Genomic DNA, 15302 nt, shown 5'->3' with positions numbered 1-15302 from the left:
AAAATTGAATTTTTATTATCTCTGTGATTTGTTTTTCAAATGAAACAAGGTTTTAGGCATATACGGGCGTTTTTAGCCGTGGCAAAGCATGCAAGTTTTACGCAAGCGGCGAATCAGTTGCATGTGTCTCAGCCTGCGTTAACGGTGCAAATCAAGCAGTTGGAAGACGAGTTAGGTACTCGGTTGTTTGATAGGGACAGGCGACAAGTCTCGTTAACCGAGTCAGGGCGTCGGTTATTACCCGCCATGCAGCGCATTCTGGATGAGTTTGATGGGGCGGTGCAGCAGGGGCAAGATATTGCTGATCTCAAAAGCGGTAGGTTAGCCATTGCGTCGTTACCGTCAATTGCGGCAGCGTGGTTGCCTGAGGTGATGCGTACGTACAGACAGCGTTATCCGGGCATCGATATACAAATTGATGACGTGTCTGCTGACAGCATCATTACGTTGGTGCGAGAAGAGCACGTGGACATAGGCTTAGGCCCGTGGGGAAACCGGGATAGAACGCTGCAATTTACGCCGTTAATGGAAGACCAGATGGTGGTGTTTTTCCCGCCAGAGCATCCATTGCAGCAGGAGGCTTGTCCAAGCTGGAAACAACTGACGCAGTACCCGCACGTGCTGACTTCCAGAGGATCTAGCGTACGGCAATCGGTGCACCGAGCCTTAGAGGCCGAGGCCGTGGATATAGAGATCGCCTGTGAAGTGGCGTATTTGTCTACGGCCATCAGTATGGTGCGGGCAGGGCTAGGAGTAGCCGTCTTGCCGTTATCTACATTGCAGGCAGCGTCTTGCGAAGGGCTGGAATATAGGCCGGTAGCGGGTAGCAGTTTGCGACGCTTATTGGGTGTGCTGCAATTACGTCGCCAGCCCTTAAGTGCTGCAGCCCAAGCGTTTGTGGAGGTGCTACATGAGCGTTTGCCACTGTTAGCGGATCAGGGGCAGTTGGTGACAGCATCCTACGTCAGCGATTCAGACATGGATAGCGCTGTGAGGCGGTAAAAAAAAGCTCCTGCTAAACACAGGAGCAAAAAGGAAGTGATCTAGTCTTTGTCTACATTTGATAATTCAAACTAAACATAAAGCGTCGTGGTTCGCCATAGAGTATTTGGTTATAGAAGCCAGTCATGGCGGCATATTTTTTATCAAATAGATTGTCTATGTGTAATGCCATAGAAAGCTGTTTGTTAATCTGAAGCTTAGCCATCAGAGAAGCCAGAGGATAGGATGACTGCTCTACGACAGTGCTACCTTGTGGGCCGGTGGCTGATTGATAGAAACGACTTTGCCATGTCACACCACCACCGAGAGTGAGGCTGCTCCATTCCCCAGGTAAGCGATAGCTGGTGAACAGACGAGCGGTGGTACGAGGCAATTGGCTGCTTAAGCGTTCACCATTGGCATCACTGGCTGTAAAGTGGGAAAGCCCTGCATACAGATGCCAACCTTCAGTGACTTCGCCTTGCAGCTCTACATCTATACCGCGCGACTTAGTGCCATTCGCTGCATAGTAGGCTTGCGTACCATCCGGCAACATGTGACCAGTATCAATTTGGGCGACGTTCTGTAAGCGTGTTTCAAATAAGGCGATAGAGGCATTGAGTTGCCCATCTAAATATTCGGCCTTGATCCCTATTTCTGTGTTTTTCCCTGTGGTAGGAGGCAATACATGGTTATTGCGATCTTTATAGTTCTGCGGGTTAAAAATTTGTGTGTGGCTAGCATAGAGGGCATAGCTGTCAGTGAGGTCGTAGACTATGCCAATGTAGGGTGTGAATTTGCTGTCTTTCTTATAAGAAAATGCGGTATTAGGAGCGCGCTGGTTGATTTTGTAATAGCTGAACCGCCCACCCATGATGAGTTTTAGTGAGTCGCTTAGTGATAGCCTGGCAAGGCCGTATAGTCCGCCTTGGGTTGTGGTGGTGTGAGTCAGGTTATAGCCAGCACTATCAAAGTCAGGTTCTGGGTAGCGGCCATCCCAGTCGTATATGTTGCCAATGGGTGTAGAGGGAAAGATAAAACCTGTGCTGTAGTCGTTTGCTGTGCGACGTGAGCCCATTACTCCGACAACCAGTTCGTGTTGGCGTCCAAAGAGTGAAAACGGGCCTGATGCCATAGCATCAAAACTGTTTTGGCGGGTGTCGCCATAATTGGCTAAGCTCACAGGCAGCAAGCCTTGGCCGGTGGTTTTGTCTGGATAACCTAGACCAGAGAAAAGCCTAGCATCGGAGTCGGTGCGTTGCTGTTTGAGGGCGGCGCGTAGTGTCCAACCATTCTCAAAATGATGCTCTAGATCAGCGAATAGGCTTTTCAGGGTGTTGTCCCAATAGCTCCAACGCGCAGCAAGTGATTCTGAGCGAGACCAATCAGTACGTGAACCATCACTAAACCATAGAGGCACACCGCCCCATGTCGTGCCTGTGGGGGTAATGCTTTGATAGTCTATTCCTAGGCTTAAGGTGGTATTAGGGCCGAGATCTGCCTCCAGTACACCATAAAAAGCTTTTTTCTTTTGCTGGTAGAAATCCATATAGGATTTTCGATCTTGATACACGCCTACTACTCTGGCACGAATCGTACCGTTTTCCGTTAAGGGAGTAGAGACATCAGCCATCGCCCTGTAGTTATCCCACGAACCTGCATTCACCGTTCCTAATACAGACAATTCTTTACCAGGACGCTTACGTACCAAATTGACAGAGGCGCTAGGGTTACCAGCACCTGTTAGCAGCCCTGTAGCCCCTCTAACTACCTCTATACGGTCGTAGAACGCGGAGTCCAGAAAACTGGTCCCGTCTTGAAAGGAGGTAGGGATTCCATCGTATTGAAAACTGTCTATAGCAAAGCCGCGAGCATAGAAACTTACCCGCTCACTATCTAGCGTGGCCGATGAGATGCCCGTACTGGCTTCTAGTACGTCTTGTACGGAGTTCAAGGCTTGGTCATCCATGAGTTGCCGTGTCATGACACTGACCGATTGCGGTGTTTCTTGTAGTGCTAGTGGTAAGCGTGTGGCAGCCTGAGTACGTGTGATGGTGTAAGACTCAGACCCTTCTGTGACCGTGTCGGGCGTATTGGCATTGATGGTGACAGCAGGTAATAGTGTGGGGGTGTTTTGCTCTGCGTCTGTGGTGTGGGGTTGCTGTTGTGCTAATACCGACGCGGAAAACAACATGGCCAAGGTGGCAAGAGCTGGGGTTTTGTGGCGTAAAGAAAGCGCGAGGGTGGGCTTTACGCGCGAGTGATGGCTGGATACATACATCCTGAACGGCCTTGTAGAGAAAGGTTTAATGAGCGAGTTGTTGCTGCATGTCTTGGGCGTTGTAGTAGTCAGCTATATAGACGATACGGTCTTGCGCTACTTTGATAACACTGGCGCCACGTAGAGAAATAGGTCGAATGACTGTGGCGTTATGTGGGGCTGATAAGGACGCTGTGCCAGAGACCTCCCACTCAAAGGCTACGGTGTTACTTTCAATGGTTGGGACGTCAATGACTTTCCACTGTAAATCCGGTAGTAGGCCTACCAATCCAGTGAGTACTTTGCGTAGGGTTTCGTGGCCTTGTTCGGCCACACCTATGCTGGTGTTGAAGTAATGGAGGTTTGGTGCGGTGGCATCAAGGGCTTGAGTGATATCGTGTGCATTCCAGCCATCTATATAGGCTTGTACAACGGGCCACGGTGCCTGTGAGGCTGTGGGTGGCGGCTCATTGGCTCGGACTAGACTGCAAAAACATAAGCCTACCAACAGGTAAAAGAGGCTACGTATAGTGTGAGCATATCGCTCCGAGCGTTGCGCAGGAGCAGAGTTCAAAAACATGAGTCAATCCTTTTGATTGCGACACACAGACGGCATGGTTTTCTCAATATGTCTGGCGCAAATGTGTTTTAAATGGGAATGACTATCATTTTCGAGTTGGGTGGGTAGAGCGTAAATGCTCTTGGATGCAATCCAGCAGTGCGTTAAACGCAATCGTAGTTAGTTGTGATGGTGGTAGATTGCAGCGATTATGGATAAGGGAGCCCGCATAATGCGGGCTTTTTTGCGGCTATAGGAATGGCATCTATAGCAGCTCGTTCAATCAGGTGTTGTGCGTTAGGGCATTGATATTGTTTTTGATGTTGTACATGAAATGGTGGTTATTTTCGTGGTTTTGCGTCTATTTCTACGTTTGTGAGTTATTGGGTTTTTGTTAATTCATTGAAATATAACGATTTTATTTTTTTCTAGGGTAAATACTCAAGATATTTTTGTATACAACATCGTATACAACTATAAACTAGCAGTTATGGAAATCATGAAAATATCAGTTTGTACAGGTGGTTGTGTGAATGACCTGCATAACTGAAAGCATATGAAGGACGGCTATGAGTGACGCCAAACGTAAGGTGTCGTCAGTGATCAAACCCTCAAGTTTGAAACGACGTGAAAGCAAAGATGAAGCTATCTACGAGCACCTGTATCAGGCCATTGTTGAACACCATCTAGAGCCAGGTACTAGGCTGCCAGAAGATGTATTGGCCGAAAGTTATGGGGTGAGTAGAACCAGCATACGCAAGGTGTTTCAGTCGTTAGCGCATGACAAATTGGTGGATATACGTATGCATCACGGTGCCTCAGTGGCTCAACCCAGCATCAAAGAAGCCAGAGATCTGTTTGCGGCGCGACGCATGATTGAAGTGGGGGCGCTGCCGTGTGTACTGAAAAATGCCACAGAAGAAAGCTGGCAAGAGATCGAGGACATTGCTCATCAAGAAGACGAAGCCGTGCAGATCCAAGATAGGCGTCAATCTATTTTTCTATCGGGCCAATTCCACATACGGTTAGCGCGTTTGTCTGGCAATGATGTGGTGGCCGATATTTTGGAAGACTTGGTAGCCAGAACATCGCTAGTGATTGCTACCTTTGGCGGCTCACAGTCATGCAGTTGCCCGCCTAGTCAGCACAAAGAGATTTTGAAGTTATTGCGTGAGAAGGATATGGAAGCCGCTCAGCAATGGATGGATTCACATTTACGCGATATTGAGCGCAGTGTGATTTTGGAACGTAGCGATACAGGCAGTCTGGATTTGAAAGCTATTCTCAGCCGAGTCGGTCAGCGAGATTCTTAGCACTTATTGTAAGGACGTAAGCATGCATATTCGTTTGATTAACCCTAACACTACAGCTCCCATGACTTCCAAAATTGGGGAGGCAGGAAAGGAGGTAGCCAGTGCAGGCACGATTATTTCAGCCACAAATCCCGCCGATGGGCCAGTGTCCATAGAGTCTCATTACGACGAGGCGATTGCGGCGGTAGGGGTGCTGGAAGAAATACGCAAAGGTGAACAAGAGGGGGTGGATGCTTACATCATTGCGTGTTTTGGTGATCCCGGTTTATTGGCGGCACGTGAAATGACACGCGCTCCTGTTATTGGTATTGCTGAAGCGGCTTTCCACGTGGCGGCGATGGTGAGTACTCGCTTTTCCATCGTGACTACCTTAAGCCGTACCGGAATCATTGCCGAGCATTTGTTAGAGCAGTACGGCTTTAAAGAGCACTGTAGAAAAGTGCGTGCTGCCGAGATCCCTGTGCTGGCATTAGAGGAGGAAGGCGATGCCGCATTTCGCTTAATCGTAGAAGAGTGTTTGCGGGCTAAGGCCGAGGATGGGATTGGTGCGGTGGTGTTGGGCTGCGGTGGTATGGCGGACTTACGGCACCGCATCAGTGAAGCCGTGCAAATGCCAGTCATTGAAGGAGTAACTGCCGCAGTTAAGTTGGCTGAGGCATTAGTAGGTCTAGGTGTACACACCAGCAAGTTTGGTGATTTGAATTTTCCATTACGTAAAAAGTTTACAGGCAAGTATGCATATTTGAGCGATATAGACATGGCGTAAGACCATCAAAAAGGAGAGAGACATGACTCAATCAATAGAAAAAACGGGGCAGACGACCCAGCAGCAAGAAGCACAAACTAAAGCCGCAGGAGAAGAGTCGCTAGCCCCGCAGGGTGTACGAATCATGGGAAAGTGGTCGTATTTGCTGGCTTGGTTTGGGGGATGTGTCTCCATAGGGACGTTTGCTATGGGGTCCAGCATTGTAGGAACACTTAATCTTTTACAAGCGACGTTGGCGATTGCCATTGGGTGTTTTGTCATTGGGATTGCCTTAACGTTGAACGGTGCAGCAGGCTACAAATACGGCATTCCGTTTGTGGTGCAAGCACGTGGGGCATTCGGTTTTTCCGGGACAAAGTTTCCGGGGCTAGTGCGCGCTATACCCGCTATCGTGTGGTACGGCTTTCAAAGTTGGGTTGGAGCAGGGGCATTGAATGCCGTGTCGGCATCACTGTTTGGTTTTGAAAGCATTGTGTTTTGGTTTGTGGTCTTTCAATTCTTGCAGATTGCCTTGTCTACCTTAGGTTTTCAAGGGATTAAGTGGCTGGAAAACATAGGTAGCGTCTTTATTTTGGTGTCGTTGGTCTATATGTTCTTTAGCGTCATCAATAAATACGGTGACGAAATTAATGCCAATCTAGTGGGTATTGAGGGTACATGGGGCCTGGAATTCTGGGGGGCGACAATGTTGTTCCTGGGTATTTACAGCACCATGATGTTGAACGTCAGCGATTATTCCCGCGAGCTGCAAACAGGTATGAAACGTGGGCCACTGACTACGCTGTATGCCATGTCTATCTTGCCTTGCACATTATTCATGGGGCTTATCGGTTTGATGGTGTCAGGTGCAACAGGCCATGCAGATCCTATCGCCGTATTTTCTAGCGCCGTCGATAACAAACCTTTGTTGATTGCGACGCTGCTCTTCATCACCTTTGCTCAAGTGACCACTAACGTCTTGAATAACGTGGTGCCGCCTACGTATGTATTGATGGATGTCTTTAAGATTCCCTTTAAAGCCGCCACCATTATTGTGGGTTTAGCCGCCTTTTTAACGTTCCCGTGGGAGCTGGTGAAAGATGAGTCTGCGGCTGGTTTGCAGGTTTTTGTACAAACGTATTCGGCCTTCTTGGGCCCTATATTTGCTGTGATGGTGGTGGACTATTACATCATCCGTAAACGTCGTTTGAATCTGGAAAAATACTACGATGAAAACGGGGCCTATAAAGGGGTGAATTACGCAGGCTTTATTGCTTCGGCAGTGGGCGCGGTGATTGCCTTGTACTTCTCTACGATATCTTGGTATGCAAGTTTGATACCGGCGGGAGTGGTGTACTACGTGCTGATGCAGCACTGGGGGCCTTGCCAGCGATTCAAAGAATAAGTTAGCAGCGAGCGAGCAAACGCCTTCGGTTGATACCGAGGGCGTTTGTGTGTGGTGGGTAAAAAACCTTATTTACATCTACGCCATCCCTCTTCATTGATGCTCTTTGTGTTATCTATAAATAATAATGGTTCAGTTTTTTGCACTACTTAGTAGGTAATAGCATGGCACGCCCTGATTTGAATTTATTGCACGCGTTAGATGCGTTGCTAGAGGAAGGCAGCGTTATAGGCGCAGCACGACGTATGAACTTAAGCCCTCCGGCTATGAGCCGTACGCTAGGCCGTATTCGTGACACGTTGGGTGATCCCGTGTTTGTGCAGGCAGGACGCAAGCTAGTTCCTACACCACGCGCATTGGAGTTGCGTGAACAGGTGAGTGCAGCAGTGAAGCAAGCTAGCCAGTTGCTTTCCTCTGCTACCGACGTCGATTTGAAAACGCTGGATAGGCGCTTTAACGTGCGTGCCAATGATATGTTTGTGGGGCTTCATTCGGGGCGTTTGTTAGAAGCAATGGCGGTAGATATGCCTCGTGCCATGTTGCGTTTCTCGCCAGAAGAAGACGATGTAGATGACGAAGCATTACGCAGTGGGCGTATCGATTTGTTCATTAGTGCCTCACGTAAATTAGGGCCCGAAATACGCGTTCAGCCGTTGTTTACCAGTACCTTCGTTGGTATTGCGCGTGAGGATCATCCTATTTTTGAGGACGACATCACGCCTGAGCGTTTTATACGTTGGGGGCATATTGGCGTGTCACGACGCGGTAAATTTTTTGGTCCTATCGATACGGCACTGGAAGAGTTGGGCTTAAGCCGGCATGTGTCGCTGGTAGTGCCTACGCCCTATACTGCATTTTTTGCGCTGCAGGATTCGGATCTGCTCTTGCTGTTACCTGAGTCCTTGGCGCGCAGTGCTGTACGTGCAGGGTTACGTATTAAGTTGTTTGATATTCCGGTGGCATTGGAAACGGTGGTGTTCACACAGGCATGGCACCCACGGTTACAGAGCGACCCAGCGCACCAGTGGTTGCGACGAACCATACGAGCTTTATGCGGTAACGACACACCCATCAAAATCTAAGAATACGTGGTGTCTTGATACGTGCGTACTACGCACTTCAGTATTCAACTAAAGTCACTTTTCTGAGTCATGGCTGCAAACCTATAGTGAAGCAGATCTTCACGTTATAAAGGTTTTACCGTGCGTTTTGCAGCAGCACCGGCATCCTTAGGCGCATGGCTTGTGTCTCAAGTGGCTAAGTTCATCACCGCTTTCTTTGGTGTGCTGAATGGGGTGAGTTTTACCTCCCCCAGAGCCACCTACATTCTGCGTTCTATTCTGGCGGCAAGCTTAGCGCTGGTGGTCGCGTATTGGCTGGATTTGGAGATGCCGTACTCGGCGGCATCCACGGTATTACTGGTGATTAACCCCATACAAGGTGCTGTGATAGGCAAAGGCGTTTGGCGGGTGCTGGGCACAGTAGTGGGCATGGTGGTCGCTATCTTGCTTATGGGGGCTTTTGCGCAGATGCCGTGGTTGTTTTTGCTGGGTTTTGGGCTATGGCTGGGAGTCAGCGTCGCGGGTATGACGTTACTGCGCCATTTTCGCGCCTCAGGTTCGGTGGTGGCCGGCTATACCGTTGGATTAGCCACGTTTGGGGCGATGCAGCATCCGCATCTTACCTTTGATCATGTGGTGGGGCGAGGTTCCACCGTGTTGTTAGGGGTGGCGTGCCTGGGGCTAGTATCTGCGCTATGCAGTCAGCGCGGTATTCATCAACGTTTAGAAGGCGTACTGCGACGGTTAGCCAGTGATGTGGCTGAGTCCTTAGCATCTCAGCATCAGGTAGCATCCGCCCACGAGGGGGCGGCACCAGAACGTGTGCCCGCCAAGCGGCGTGCCTTGATCTCAGAGGTCTATGGTGTAGACGACTTGTTGGCGTTGGGCAAAGCCGAGTCAGCCGAGCTTGCACAGCGTGCGCATAAGGTGCGTCAGGCAATGGTGTCGTTGTTTGCTGCGCTGGTTGGGGGCGTACCAACGTTACACAAGCATAGTGCTGGCACTCTGGCATGGCGTAGCGTGCAGTCCGTGATAGAAAATGTGTGGAGTCAGGCAGCACGTTTGTTGGCACAAGGCCCGCAAGGCGTAGAGCCAGCGCTACAGCTATTGAAACAGGGGCGTGAACAGTTATTGGCATTGCTAGAACAAAGCAATTTTGTTGATGGCAACGAGGCCGTTAACGTGCGGATTAACGGTGAACGTCTGATTGAGCAATTGGATGATTATGTGCTCGCGCTAGAGGGTATGGCGGCGCTGCATCAACCGCGCAGCCAGTCGCATCCTCGCATGGTAGCGGTACGTTTTCACCGCGATACAACGGCAGCGGTACAAAATGGTTTGCGTGCCATGTTGACCTTGGTGTTGGCGGGGGCGTTTTGGTTTATTACCGGTTGGCCGCATGGCGACATGATGTTGTTGGTCTTAGCACCGTATTGCGCATTATTGGCCACAGCCGGCAACCCCGCTGCAGGTGCCGTGGAGTTTGTGAAAGGTACAGTGGTGGCTGTGCCTATGGCTTTTTTATGCTCGTTTGTGGTCTTGCCGCATGTTAATGGCTTACCCCTTTTGCTGGTGGTGTTGGCCCTATTTTGGTTACCTGGTATTTATGCCACGAGTCTGCCCAAGTATGGGTTGGCGGGGTTGGCGTACTTAGTGGGTTTTAACACCTTAGCCGCCGTAGAAAACCCCATGCATTACCACTTGGATTTGTTCTTGAACTGGTCATTAGCGTGGGTGCTGGCTACCTTATTTACGTTGTTGGGTTTCAAGCTGTTATTTCCTAGAAACGTCGCGAGAGATGCAGCGCGGTTGCGTACACGTATTCGTACTGAAAGTACGGCAGTGTTAAAGGGCAAAGTGGCGAATGGTGCCTTGTGGCAAATGCGGCAGCAGCACCGTATTGCCCAGCTAGGTGCCATGCTGAAAACCCAACCAGAGTTAATGGATCAAGCGATAGCGGAAGCGCTAACAGGCTTGCATAAGGGGCGTGAGTGGTTTCGCCTGCGCCGTTGGTTGCAACATGCCGCTACTGATTCTCCCATTTCGCCCATCATAAAAACCGCTCTGAAAAGAATGGCGCATCGCGCTGATGAGCCACGCTTAGCAGCAAGGCATGCGCGTCGAGCAGCATATTGTTTGCAGCGTGTCGTGATAGTGACAGCAGAACAGAACGTAGAACAGCAACGAGGTATCGCGGCGTTGTTGGATCTTGCGGAGCTATTGGAAGCCTAGTTTATCCTCGTTGAGTCAGTAGAGGCTGAGGCGTTCTGAGGCTATGCGTTGCACCTAGCAATATGGTTGCGTTTGCTGCATGCATAGCATTGGATAAATGCACTGTTCTGCATGTGTCGAGAAATTTATAGTGATTTGTATTCTGTATTGAAACCAAGGACCACGTGAATGCTTAGTGAGGTAGCGGTATTGGGAATCTACTTCCCGCCGTTTTTTGTGTATGCCGGCATCGCCTTAGCTATTTTTTTGGGGGTGAGAGCAGTGTTGGTACGTACGGGCGTGTTGCGTTGTGTGTGGCATCCCGCATTGTTTGAGTTTGCGATTTCTCTTTGTGTAGTGTCTCTGTTGATTCTCTATGTCTAATGCAATGTCTTTATTGAAACCCGTGGGCAAGGTGTTGCTCACGTTGAGTGTGGTGGCGGTAGCCGTGTGGTTGGTGATGGCGCTGTGGCAAGCCTATGTGTTGGCACCGTGGACGCGCGATGGCAGGGTAAGTGCGCAAGTGGTGCGTATTGCTCCCGAGGTGTCTGGCACGGTGGTTGAGGTACCCGTGGCAGATGATCAGTATGTGAAACACGGCGATGTGTTGTACCGCATTGATCCGGCACGTTTTGAGTTGGCCGTCGCTGAGGCAGAAGCGCATCTGGCGGGCGCAACCCTAGCATTGCAGCAGAAGATGGATGATGCCAAGCGCCGTCAAGGTATGGATGGTTTGGTGTCCAGAGAGGAAGTGCAGCGCTCCAAACAAGCAGTGGCGATAGCGCAAGCAGAACAACAACGGTTGCAGGTAGTGTTAGAGACAGCGAAGTTAAACCTAGACCGAGCAACCTTACGTGCGCCAGTAGACGGTTATGTGACTCGCTTGCGTTTAAACCAAGGCGACTACGTGGTGGCAGGGCAGCCAAGCATGGCAGTGGTGGATGCCAATAGTTTCTGGATGACCGGGTATTTTGAAGAAACGAAATTGCCTAATATCGCGGTAGGGGCGACGGCACAGATACGGCTCATGGGCGTTGAGGGCGAGCTACTTGGGCATGTGGTCAGCATAGGGCGTGGGATTGCCGATAGTAATCAGCACAGTGATGCACAAGGTCTACCCAGTGTAGAACCTAGTTTTAGCTGGGTGCGGTTGGCGCAGCGCATTCCTGTTCGGGTGGAGTTTGATCATGTCCCTGAAAGCGTGCTGCTTGCTGCTGGTATGACGGGCAGCATAGCGGTAGCAGAGGAGGGGGTAGATACCAGTAAGCAAGGGCGATTAAGTGCCTTATTGCAGGGTTGGATGTGAGAGCGAAGCGATGCGTAAGTATCTAGGTGGTCAGAGCGTGGCGGTGAGGCGCACGGCAATAATGGTGGCATGTTTGGTCGCGCTAAGTGGATGCTCTACCGTAGGGCCAGACTATCGTGCACCAGAGATTCAGCTTCCAGAGAAATGGATGGAGGCTCGTAGCGAGCTAGTCCTACAGGCGGATCAAGATCGTCTACGAGCATGGTGGCAAAGCTTTAATGACGCTACGTTAAATCAACTGGTGGATCAGGCTATTTCTCATAACCAAGATGTGGAGATAGCCTTGGCAAGACTGCAGCAGGCACGCGCGGAGCGCATGCAGATAGCAGCGGGGCTGTTACCTACGATCTCGGTAGGGGGCATCGGCGAAGCCAAGTTTGGTAGTAGGTCCGTCAACATGCAGTCCGGTGGTGGCGCACGGTCGTGGCATGCTGGCTTTGATGCCAGTTGGGAATTGGATATCTTTGGCGGTAAAAAACGTGCGGTGGAGTCCGCGGATGCTGAGGTTGAGGCGCTGACTAACGATCTGTATGCCTTACAGGTGAGCTTAATTGCAGAGCTAGTGAGCAGTTATGCCGAGCTTAGGACTACCCAAGCACGCCTAGGCATTGCACACGACAACATTAGGACTCTGCAAGAAAGTGAAAAACTGGCCTTGCAGTCGTTGAATAGTGGTTTAGGGTCGTCAGCAGAATGGCGGCAAGCCAAGGCTGAACGTGAGCTAGCACAGGCACAGCCCCCCGCATTAGAAGCAACCATTGCAAAATTAAGCCACACCATTGGTGTATTGGCTGGCGGTTTCCCAAGTGATTGGCAAACGGTGTTGGTAGAGCCAGCGCCTACATTGTTGGTGGCACCGCGTTTGCCTATGTCGTTGCCATCCGAGGTGTTGATTAATCGCCCTGATTTGCGTGCGGGTGAGCGACGTTTAGCGGCAGCTACAGCTCAAATTGGGGTGGCGCAAGCAGTAGGTTTGCCGCACTTTACGATTCCTCTTGGTATAGGTTCTACGGCGAGCGTCATCCATAATTTGTTTAGTGGTGAAAGCCTAGCGTGGCTGGCGCGTATGCAAGCTGATCAGGTGCTGTTCGACGGGGGGAGCGCCGCTGCGGGGGTGACGGCCGCACAAGCTAATGCCGAGGCAGCGAAATTGAACTATGAGCGCGATATACGGTGGGCGTTGCGGGATGTAGAAGACGCCTTAACTACCTTGTACAGTGAACGTCAACGTCAGCAGTCGTTGAGTGCAGCAGTGGAAGATAGTCATCTATCGCTGGAGCATGTCACGCAGTTATATCGTGCAGGTATTACGGGCTATGTACCTGTACTGCTGGCGCAGCGTTCTTCCAATCAGGCTAAGGACGCGTTGGCGTTGAGTAAGCTTGCTGAAGTTCAAGGAGCGATTGCCTTGTATAAGGCAATGGGGGCGGGTTGGCAATCATTGCCTGCCCCTGTTTGACGGCGCTTTCTACACGCCATTCTGGATGCCACTTCACCGCCGTTTGGGGTAGCAACACAATAACAGTAGAACCTAATTGGAAGTGTCCCATCTCTTCGCCTTTAGCAAAACGTACTGCGTGGTTCTGTTCTGCATAGCGCCATTCGTGTATGGTGCGACGGTTAGTGGCGTTAACTGCACCATGCCACACGGTATGGATGCTGCCAACAATGGCTGCGCCTACTAGCACCATGGCAAAGATTCCGCACTGGGGATGATGAAACCAACACACCAACCTCTCATTACGTGCAAGCAGCCCATCCATGGCGTTCACGATAGCTGGCCTGACGGAAAAAAGTGTGCCCGGTATGTAACGCATACCCAGCAAACGGCCTGCGCATGGCATGTGTACACGGTGGTAGTCGCGTGGGCTTAAGTACACCGTCGTAAAGCACCCACCTTCCAAATAGTGGGCCAAAGCGGTGTCGCCTAACAACCCGTTGATACTGTAGGCCTGTTGTTTGGCTTGAATCAGTTGCCCAGCCGCAATTTCTCCTCGCTGACTAATGACACCGTCTGCCGGGCTGACCCATTCTGTGTCGGCAATAGGGCGAGCACTAGGTAGCAAACCTCTAGTAAAAAAATCATTAAAACTTTCATAGTCACTAGGATGGCAGCGTACTGCTTCGCTTAGGTCTATGCCGTGTTGACGAATGAAGCGGCGTATCAACGGCTGTGCAATAACAGGGATGCGGCTTTGTGCCACGACGCCAGCGCCTCTGGTGAGTAAGCGCAGCGGCGCCAGGTGTTGTAGGAAAGTCGTGATGGTCATAGTCACACCTAAGTTGTGGTATTGTTTTATTGTACCAGTACAATAATTTATATTGTCACATGACAATTTGAGTGGGTGTGCCAGCATGACAGTAGTGACCGAAGACTTTATTAGCCCGCGTGTGCAAAACCTTCAACCGTACCAACCGGGTGAGCAGCCTAAGGTGGATGGGTTGGTGAAACTCAACACGAACGAAAACCCGTATCCACCGTCTGCGCGTGTGGTAGAGCGCATTGCTGAGGTGGCTGCTACCAGTTTGAAGCTGTATCCAGACCCTGAATCTGATCAGTTGTGTGACACCATCGCGGCCTATTACGGCGTGACGCGGGAGCAGGTGTTTGTAGGCAATGGTTCAGACGAGGTGTTAGCTCATGCTTTCTGTGCTTTTTTCCAGCACGATAACGCGAAACTGCTTATCCCTGATGTGACCTACAGCTTCTACAGCGTGTATTGCCGCTTGTTTGGCATTGAGCCTGAGCTGGTGCCAGTGAGCGAGTCGTTACGCATCGATTTGTCGGCGTTTACCGCAGCCGCCAACACGAACGAGCCTATAGCGGGCATTGTGGTTTCTAACCCCAATGCCCCTACGGGGGAGAGCTTGTCTTTAGACGCCATTGAGTATTTGCTCTCGCTACACCCCACTAGGGTGGTGTTGGTAGATGAAGCCTATGTGGATTTTGGTGGGCAGTCGGCTATGTCTTTGGTGCAGCAGTACCCCAATTTGTTGATTGTGCAAACATTGTCTAAATCACGCGCACTCGCTGGTTTACGCGTGGGGTTGGCGATTGGGCAACCTGCATTGATTCGTGCCTTAAACCAGGTGAAAAACAGTTTTAACTCGTTTCCGTTGGGCTGTTTGGCGCAACAAGGTGCTATCGCAGCGTTTGAGGACCGTGCGTATTTTGAACAAACGTGTCTGGCAGTGATGGTGACGCGTGTGGTGCTCGCTGACGGCTTAAAGCAGTTAGGGTTTGAGGTACTACCATCTAGCGCCAACTTTTTGTTTGTGCGCCATCCACAGCACAGTGCAGTGATGTTAGCAGCCCGTTTGCGCGAGGCCAGAATTTTAGTGCGCCACTTTAAACAAGAGCGGGTGGCGCAGTATCTACGTATTTCCATTGGCACAGATCAGCAGGTGAACTATTTGCTGAAGGTGCTAGAGCATGTGTTGAATGCGCTGGAGGCGTAAGC

At 50.6% G+C, this 15302-nt stretch carries 13 protein-coding genes; 10 read left to right on the top strand and 3 right to left on the bottom strand.

The genetic code is table 11. From position 1 onward, the window contains the following. Nucleotides 1–39 precede the first annotated feature (39 nt). Nucleotides 40–1002 (top strand): LysR family transcriptional regulator, encoded by a 963-nt coding sequence (locus ACLPHM_RS04745; protein WP_430220114.1) that lies wholly within the window; start codon nucleotides 40–42, stop codon nucleotides 1000–1002. 52 nt (nucleotides 1003–1054) lie between these two features. On the opposite strand, the gene ACLPHM_RS04740 is transcribed toward ACLPHM_RS04745, so the two are convergent. Continuing rightward, nucleotides 1055–3262, bottom strand: coding sequence for a TonB-dependent siderophore receptor (locus ACLPHM_RS04740; protein WP_430220113.1), 2208 nt, complete (start codon nucleotides 3260–3262; stop codon nucleotides 1055–1057). Between the two features lie 25 nt (nucleotides 3263–3287). Then, the gene (locus tag ACLPHM_RS04735) at nucleotides 3288–3821 is read right to left on the bottom strand and encodes an ester cyclase (protein ID WP_430220112.1); all 534 of its coding nucleotides are present in this window, start codon (nucleotides 3819–3821) and stop codon (nucleotides 3288–3290) included. 548 nt (nucleotides 3822–4369) lie between these two features. Between ACLPHM_RS04735 and ACLPHM_RS04730 the strand changes: the two genes are divergently transcribed. The 8 genes from ACLPHM_RS04730 to ACLPHM_RS04695 all read left to right on the top strand — a co-directional run bounded on the left by ACLPHM_RS04730 (nucleotide 4370) and on the right by ACLPHM_RS04695 (nucleotide 13300). After that, nucleotides 4370–5113: a GntR family transcriptional regulator gene (locus ACLPHM_RS04730; RefSeq protein ID WP_430220111.1), complete on the top strand. Its 744-nt coding sequence runs from the start codon at nucleotides 4370–4372 to the stop codon at nucleotides 5111–5113. Between the two features lie 22 nt (nucleotides 5114–5135). After that, nucleotides 5136–5879: an aspartate/glutamate racemase family protein gene (locus ACLPHM_RS04725; protein WP_430220110.1), complete on the top strand. Its 744-nt coding sequence runs from the start codon at nucleotides 5136–5138 to the stop codon at nucleotides 5877–5879. A gap of 22 nt (nucleotides 5880–5901) precedes the next feature. Then, complete coding sequence (locus ACLPHM_RS04720) at nucleotides 5902–7263, top strand: NCS1 family transporter (RefSeq protein WP_430220109.1); 1362 nt, start codon at nucleotides 5902–5904, stop codon at nucleotides 7261–7263. A gap of 164 nt (nucleotides 7264–7427) precedes the next feature. Further along, complete coding sequence (locus ACLPHM_RS04715) at nucleotides 7428–8345, top strand: LysR family transcriptional regulator (RefSeq protein WP_430220108.1); 918 nt, start codon at nucleotides 7428–7430, stop codon at nucleotides 8343–8345. A gap of 120 nt (nucleotides 8346–8465) precedes the next feature. Next, on the top strand, nucleotides 8466–10556 hold the full coding sequence (locus ACLPHM_RS04710) for an FUSC family protein (protein ID WP_430220107.1): 2091 nt from the start codon (nucleotides 8466–8468) through the stop codon (nucleotides 10554–10556). A 168-nt stretch (nucleotides 10557–10724) separates the two neighbouring features. Further along, nucleotides 10725–10919: a DUF1656 domain-containing protein gene (locus ACLPHM_RS04705; protein WP_430220106.1), complete on the top strand. Its 195-nt coding sequence runs from the start codon at nucleotides 10725–10727 to the stop codon at nucleotides 10917–10919. Next, nucleotides 10912–11841 carry an efflux RND transporter periplasmic adaptor subunit gene (locus ACLPHM_RS04700; protein ID WP_430220105.1) on the top strand — a complete coding sequence of 310 codons (930 nt, stop codon included), beginning with the start codon at nucleotides 10912–10914 and terminating at the stop codon, nucleotides 11839–11841. The genes ACLPHM_RS04705 and ACLPHM_RS04700 overlap by 8 nt, the downstream gene beginning before the upstream one ends. A 10-nt stretch (nucleotides 11842–11851) precedes the next feature. Beyond that, nucleotides 11852–13300: an efflux transporter outer membrane subunit gene (locus ACLPHM_RS04695; protein ID WP_430220104.1), complete on the top strand. Its 1449-nt coding sequence runs from the start codon at nucleotides 11852–11854 to the stop codon at nucleotides 13298–13300. On the opposite strand, the gene asd is transcribed toward ACLPHM_RS04695, so the two are convergent. Beyond that, nucleotides 13197–14111: an archaetidylserine decarboxylase gene (gene asd, locus ACLPHM_RS04690; RefSeq protein WP_430220103.1), complete on the bottom strand. Its 915-nt coding sequence runs from the start codon at nucleotides 14109–14111 to the stop codon at nucleotides 13197–13199. The two genes, ACLPHM_RS04695 and asd, sit on opposite strands and share 104 nt — an antisense overlap. An 85-nt stretch (nucleotides 14112–14196) precedes the next feature. Between asd and hisC the strand changes: the two genes are divergently transcribed. After that, entirely contained in the window at nucleotides 14197–15300 is a 1104-nt protein-coding gene (hisC, locus tag ACLPHM_RS04685; RefSeq protein WP_430220102.1) for a histidinol-phosphate transaminase, read from the top strand. The last annotated feature ends 2 nt before the right edge of the window (nucleotides 15301–15302 follow it).

It is taken from the genome of Paenalcaligenes sp. Me131, from assembly GCF_050487225.1.
Lineage (GTDB): Bacteria > Pseudomonadota > Gammaproteobacteria > Burkholderiales > Burkholderiaceae_B > Paenalcaligenes.
This window is presented reverse-complemented; position numbering and strand designations above follow the sequence as displayed.

What these genes read in the sequence shown, in the direction of transcription:
- ACLPHM_RS04745 (WP_430220114.1), top strand. Translation starts at nt 40, where the DNA reads ATGAAACAAGGTTTTAGGCATATACGGGCGTTTTTAGCCGTGGCAAAG.
- ACLPHM_RS04730 (WP_430220111.1), top strand. Translation starts at nt 4,370, where the DNA reads ATGAGTGACGCCAAACGTAAGGTGTCGTCAGTGATCAAACCCTCAAGT.
- ACLPHM_RS04735 (WP_430220112.1), bottom strand. Translation starts at nt 3,821, where the DNA reads ATGTTTTTGAACTCTGCTCCTGCGCAACGCTCGGAGCGATATGCTCAC.
- ACLPHM_RS04705 (WP_430220106.1), top strand. Translation starts at nt 10,725, where the DNA reads ATGCTTAGTGAGGTAGCGGTATTGGGAATCTACTTCCCGCCGTTTTTT.
- ACLPHM_RS04700 (WP_430220105.1), top strand. Translation starts at nt 10,912, where the DNA reads ATGTCTAATGCAATGTCTTTATTGAAACCCGTGGGCAAGGTGTTGCTC.
- ACLPHM_RS04715 (WP_430220108.1), top strand. Translation starts at nt 7,428, where the DNA reads ATGGCACGCCCTGATTTGAATTTATTGCACGCGTTAGATGCGTTGCTA.
- hisC (WP_430220102.1), top strand. Translation starts at nt 14,197, where the DNA reads ATGACAGTAGTGACCGAAGACTTTATTAGCCCGCGTGTGCAAAACCTT.
- ACLPHM_RS04695 (WP_430220104.1), top strand. Translation starts at nt 11,852, where the DNA reads ATGCGTAAGTATCTAGGTGGTCAGAGCGTGGCGGTGAGGCGCACGGCA.
- asd (WP_430220103.1), bottom strand. Translation starts at nt 14,111, where the DNA reads ATGACCATCACGACTTTCCTACAACACCTGGCGCCGCTGCGCTTACTC.
- ACLPHM_RS04725 (WP_430220110.1), top strand. Translation starts at nt 5,136, where the DNA reads ATGCATATTCGTTTGATTAACCCTAACACTACAGCTCCCATGACTTCC.
- ACLPHM_RS04720 (WP_430220109.1), top strand. Translation starts at nt 5,902, where the DNA reads ATGACTCAATCAATAGAAAAAACGGGGCAGACGACCCAGCAGCAAGAA.
- ACLPHM_RS04740 (WP_430220113.1), bottom strand. Translation starts at nt 3,262, where the DNA reads ATGTATGTATCCAGCCATCACTCGCGCGTAAAGCCCACCCTCGCGCTT.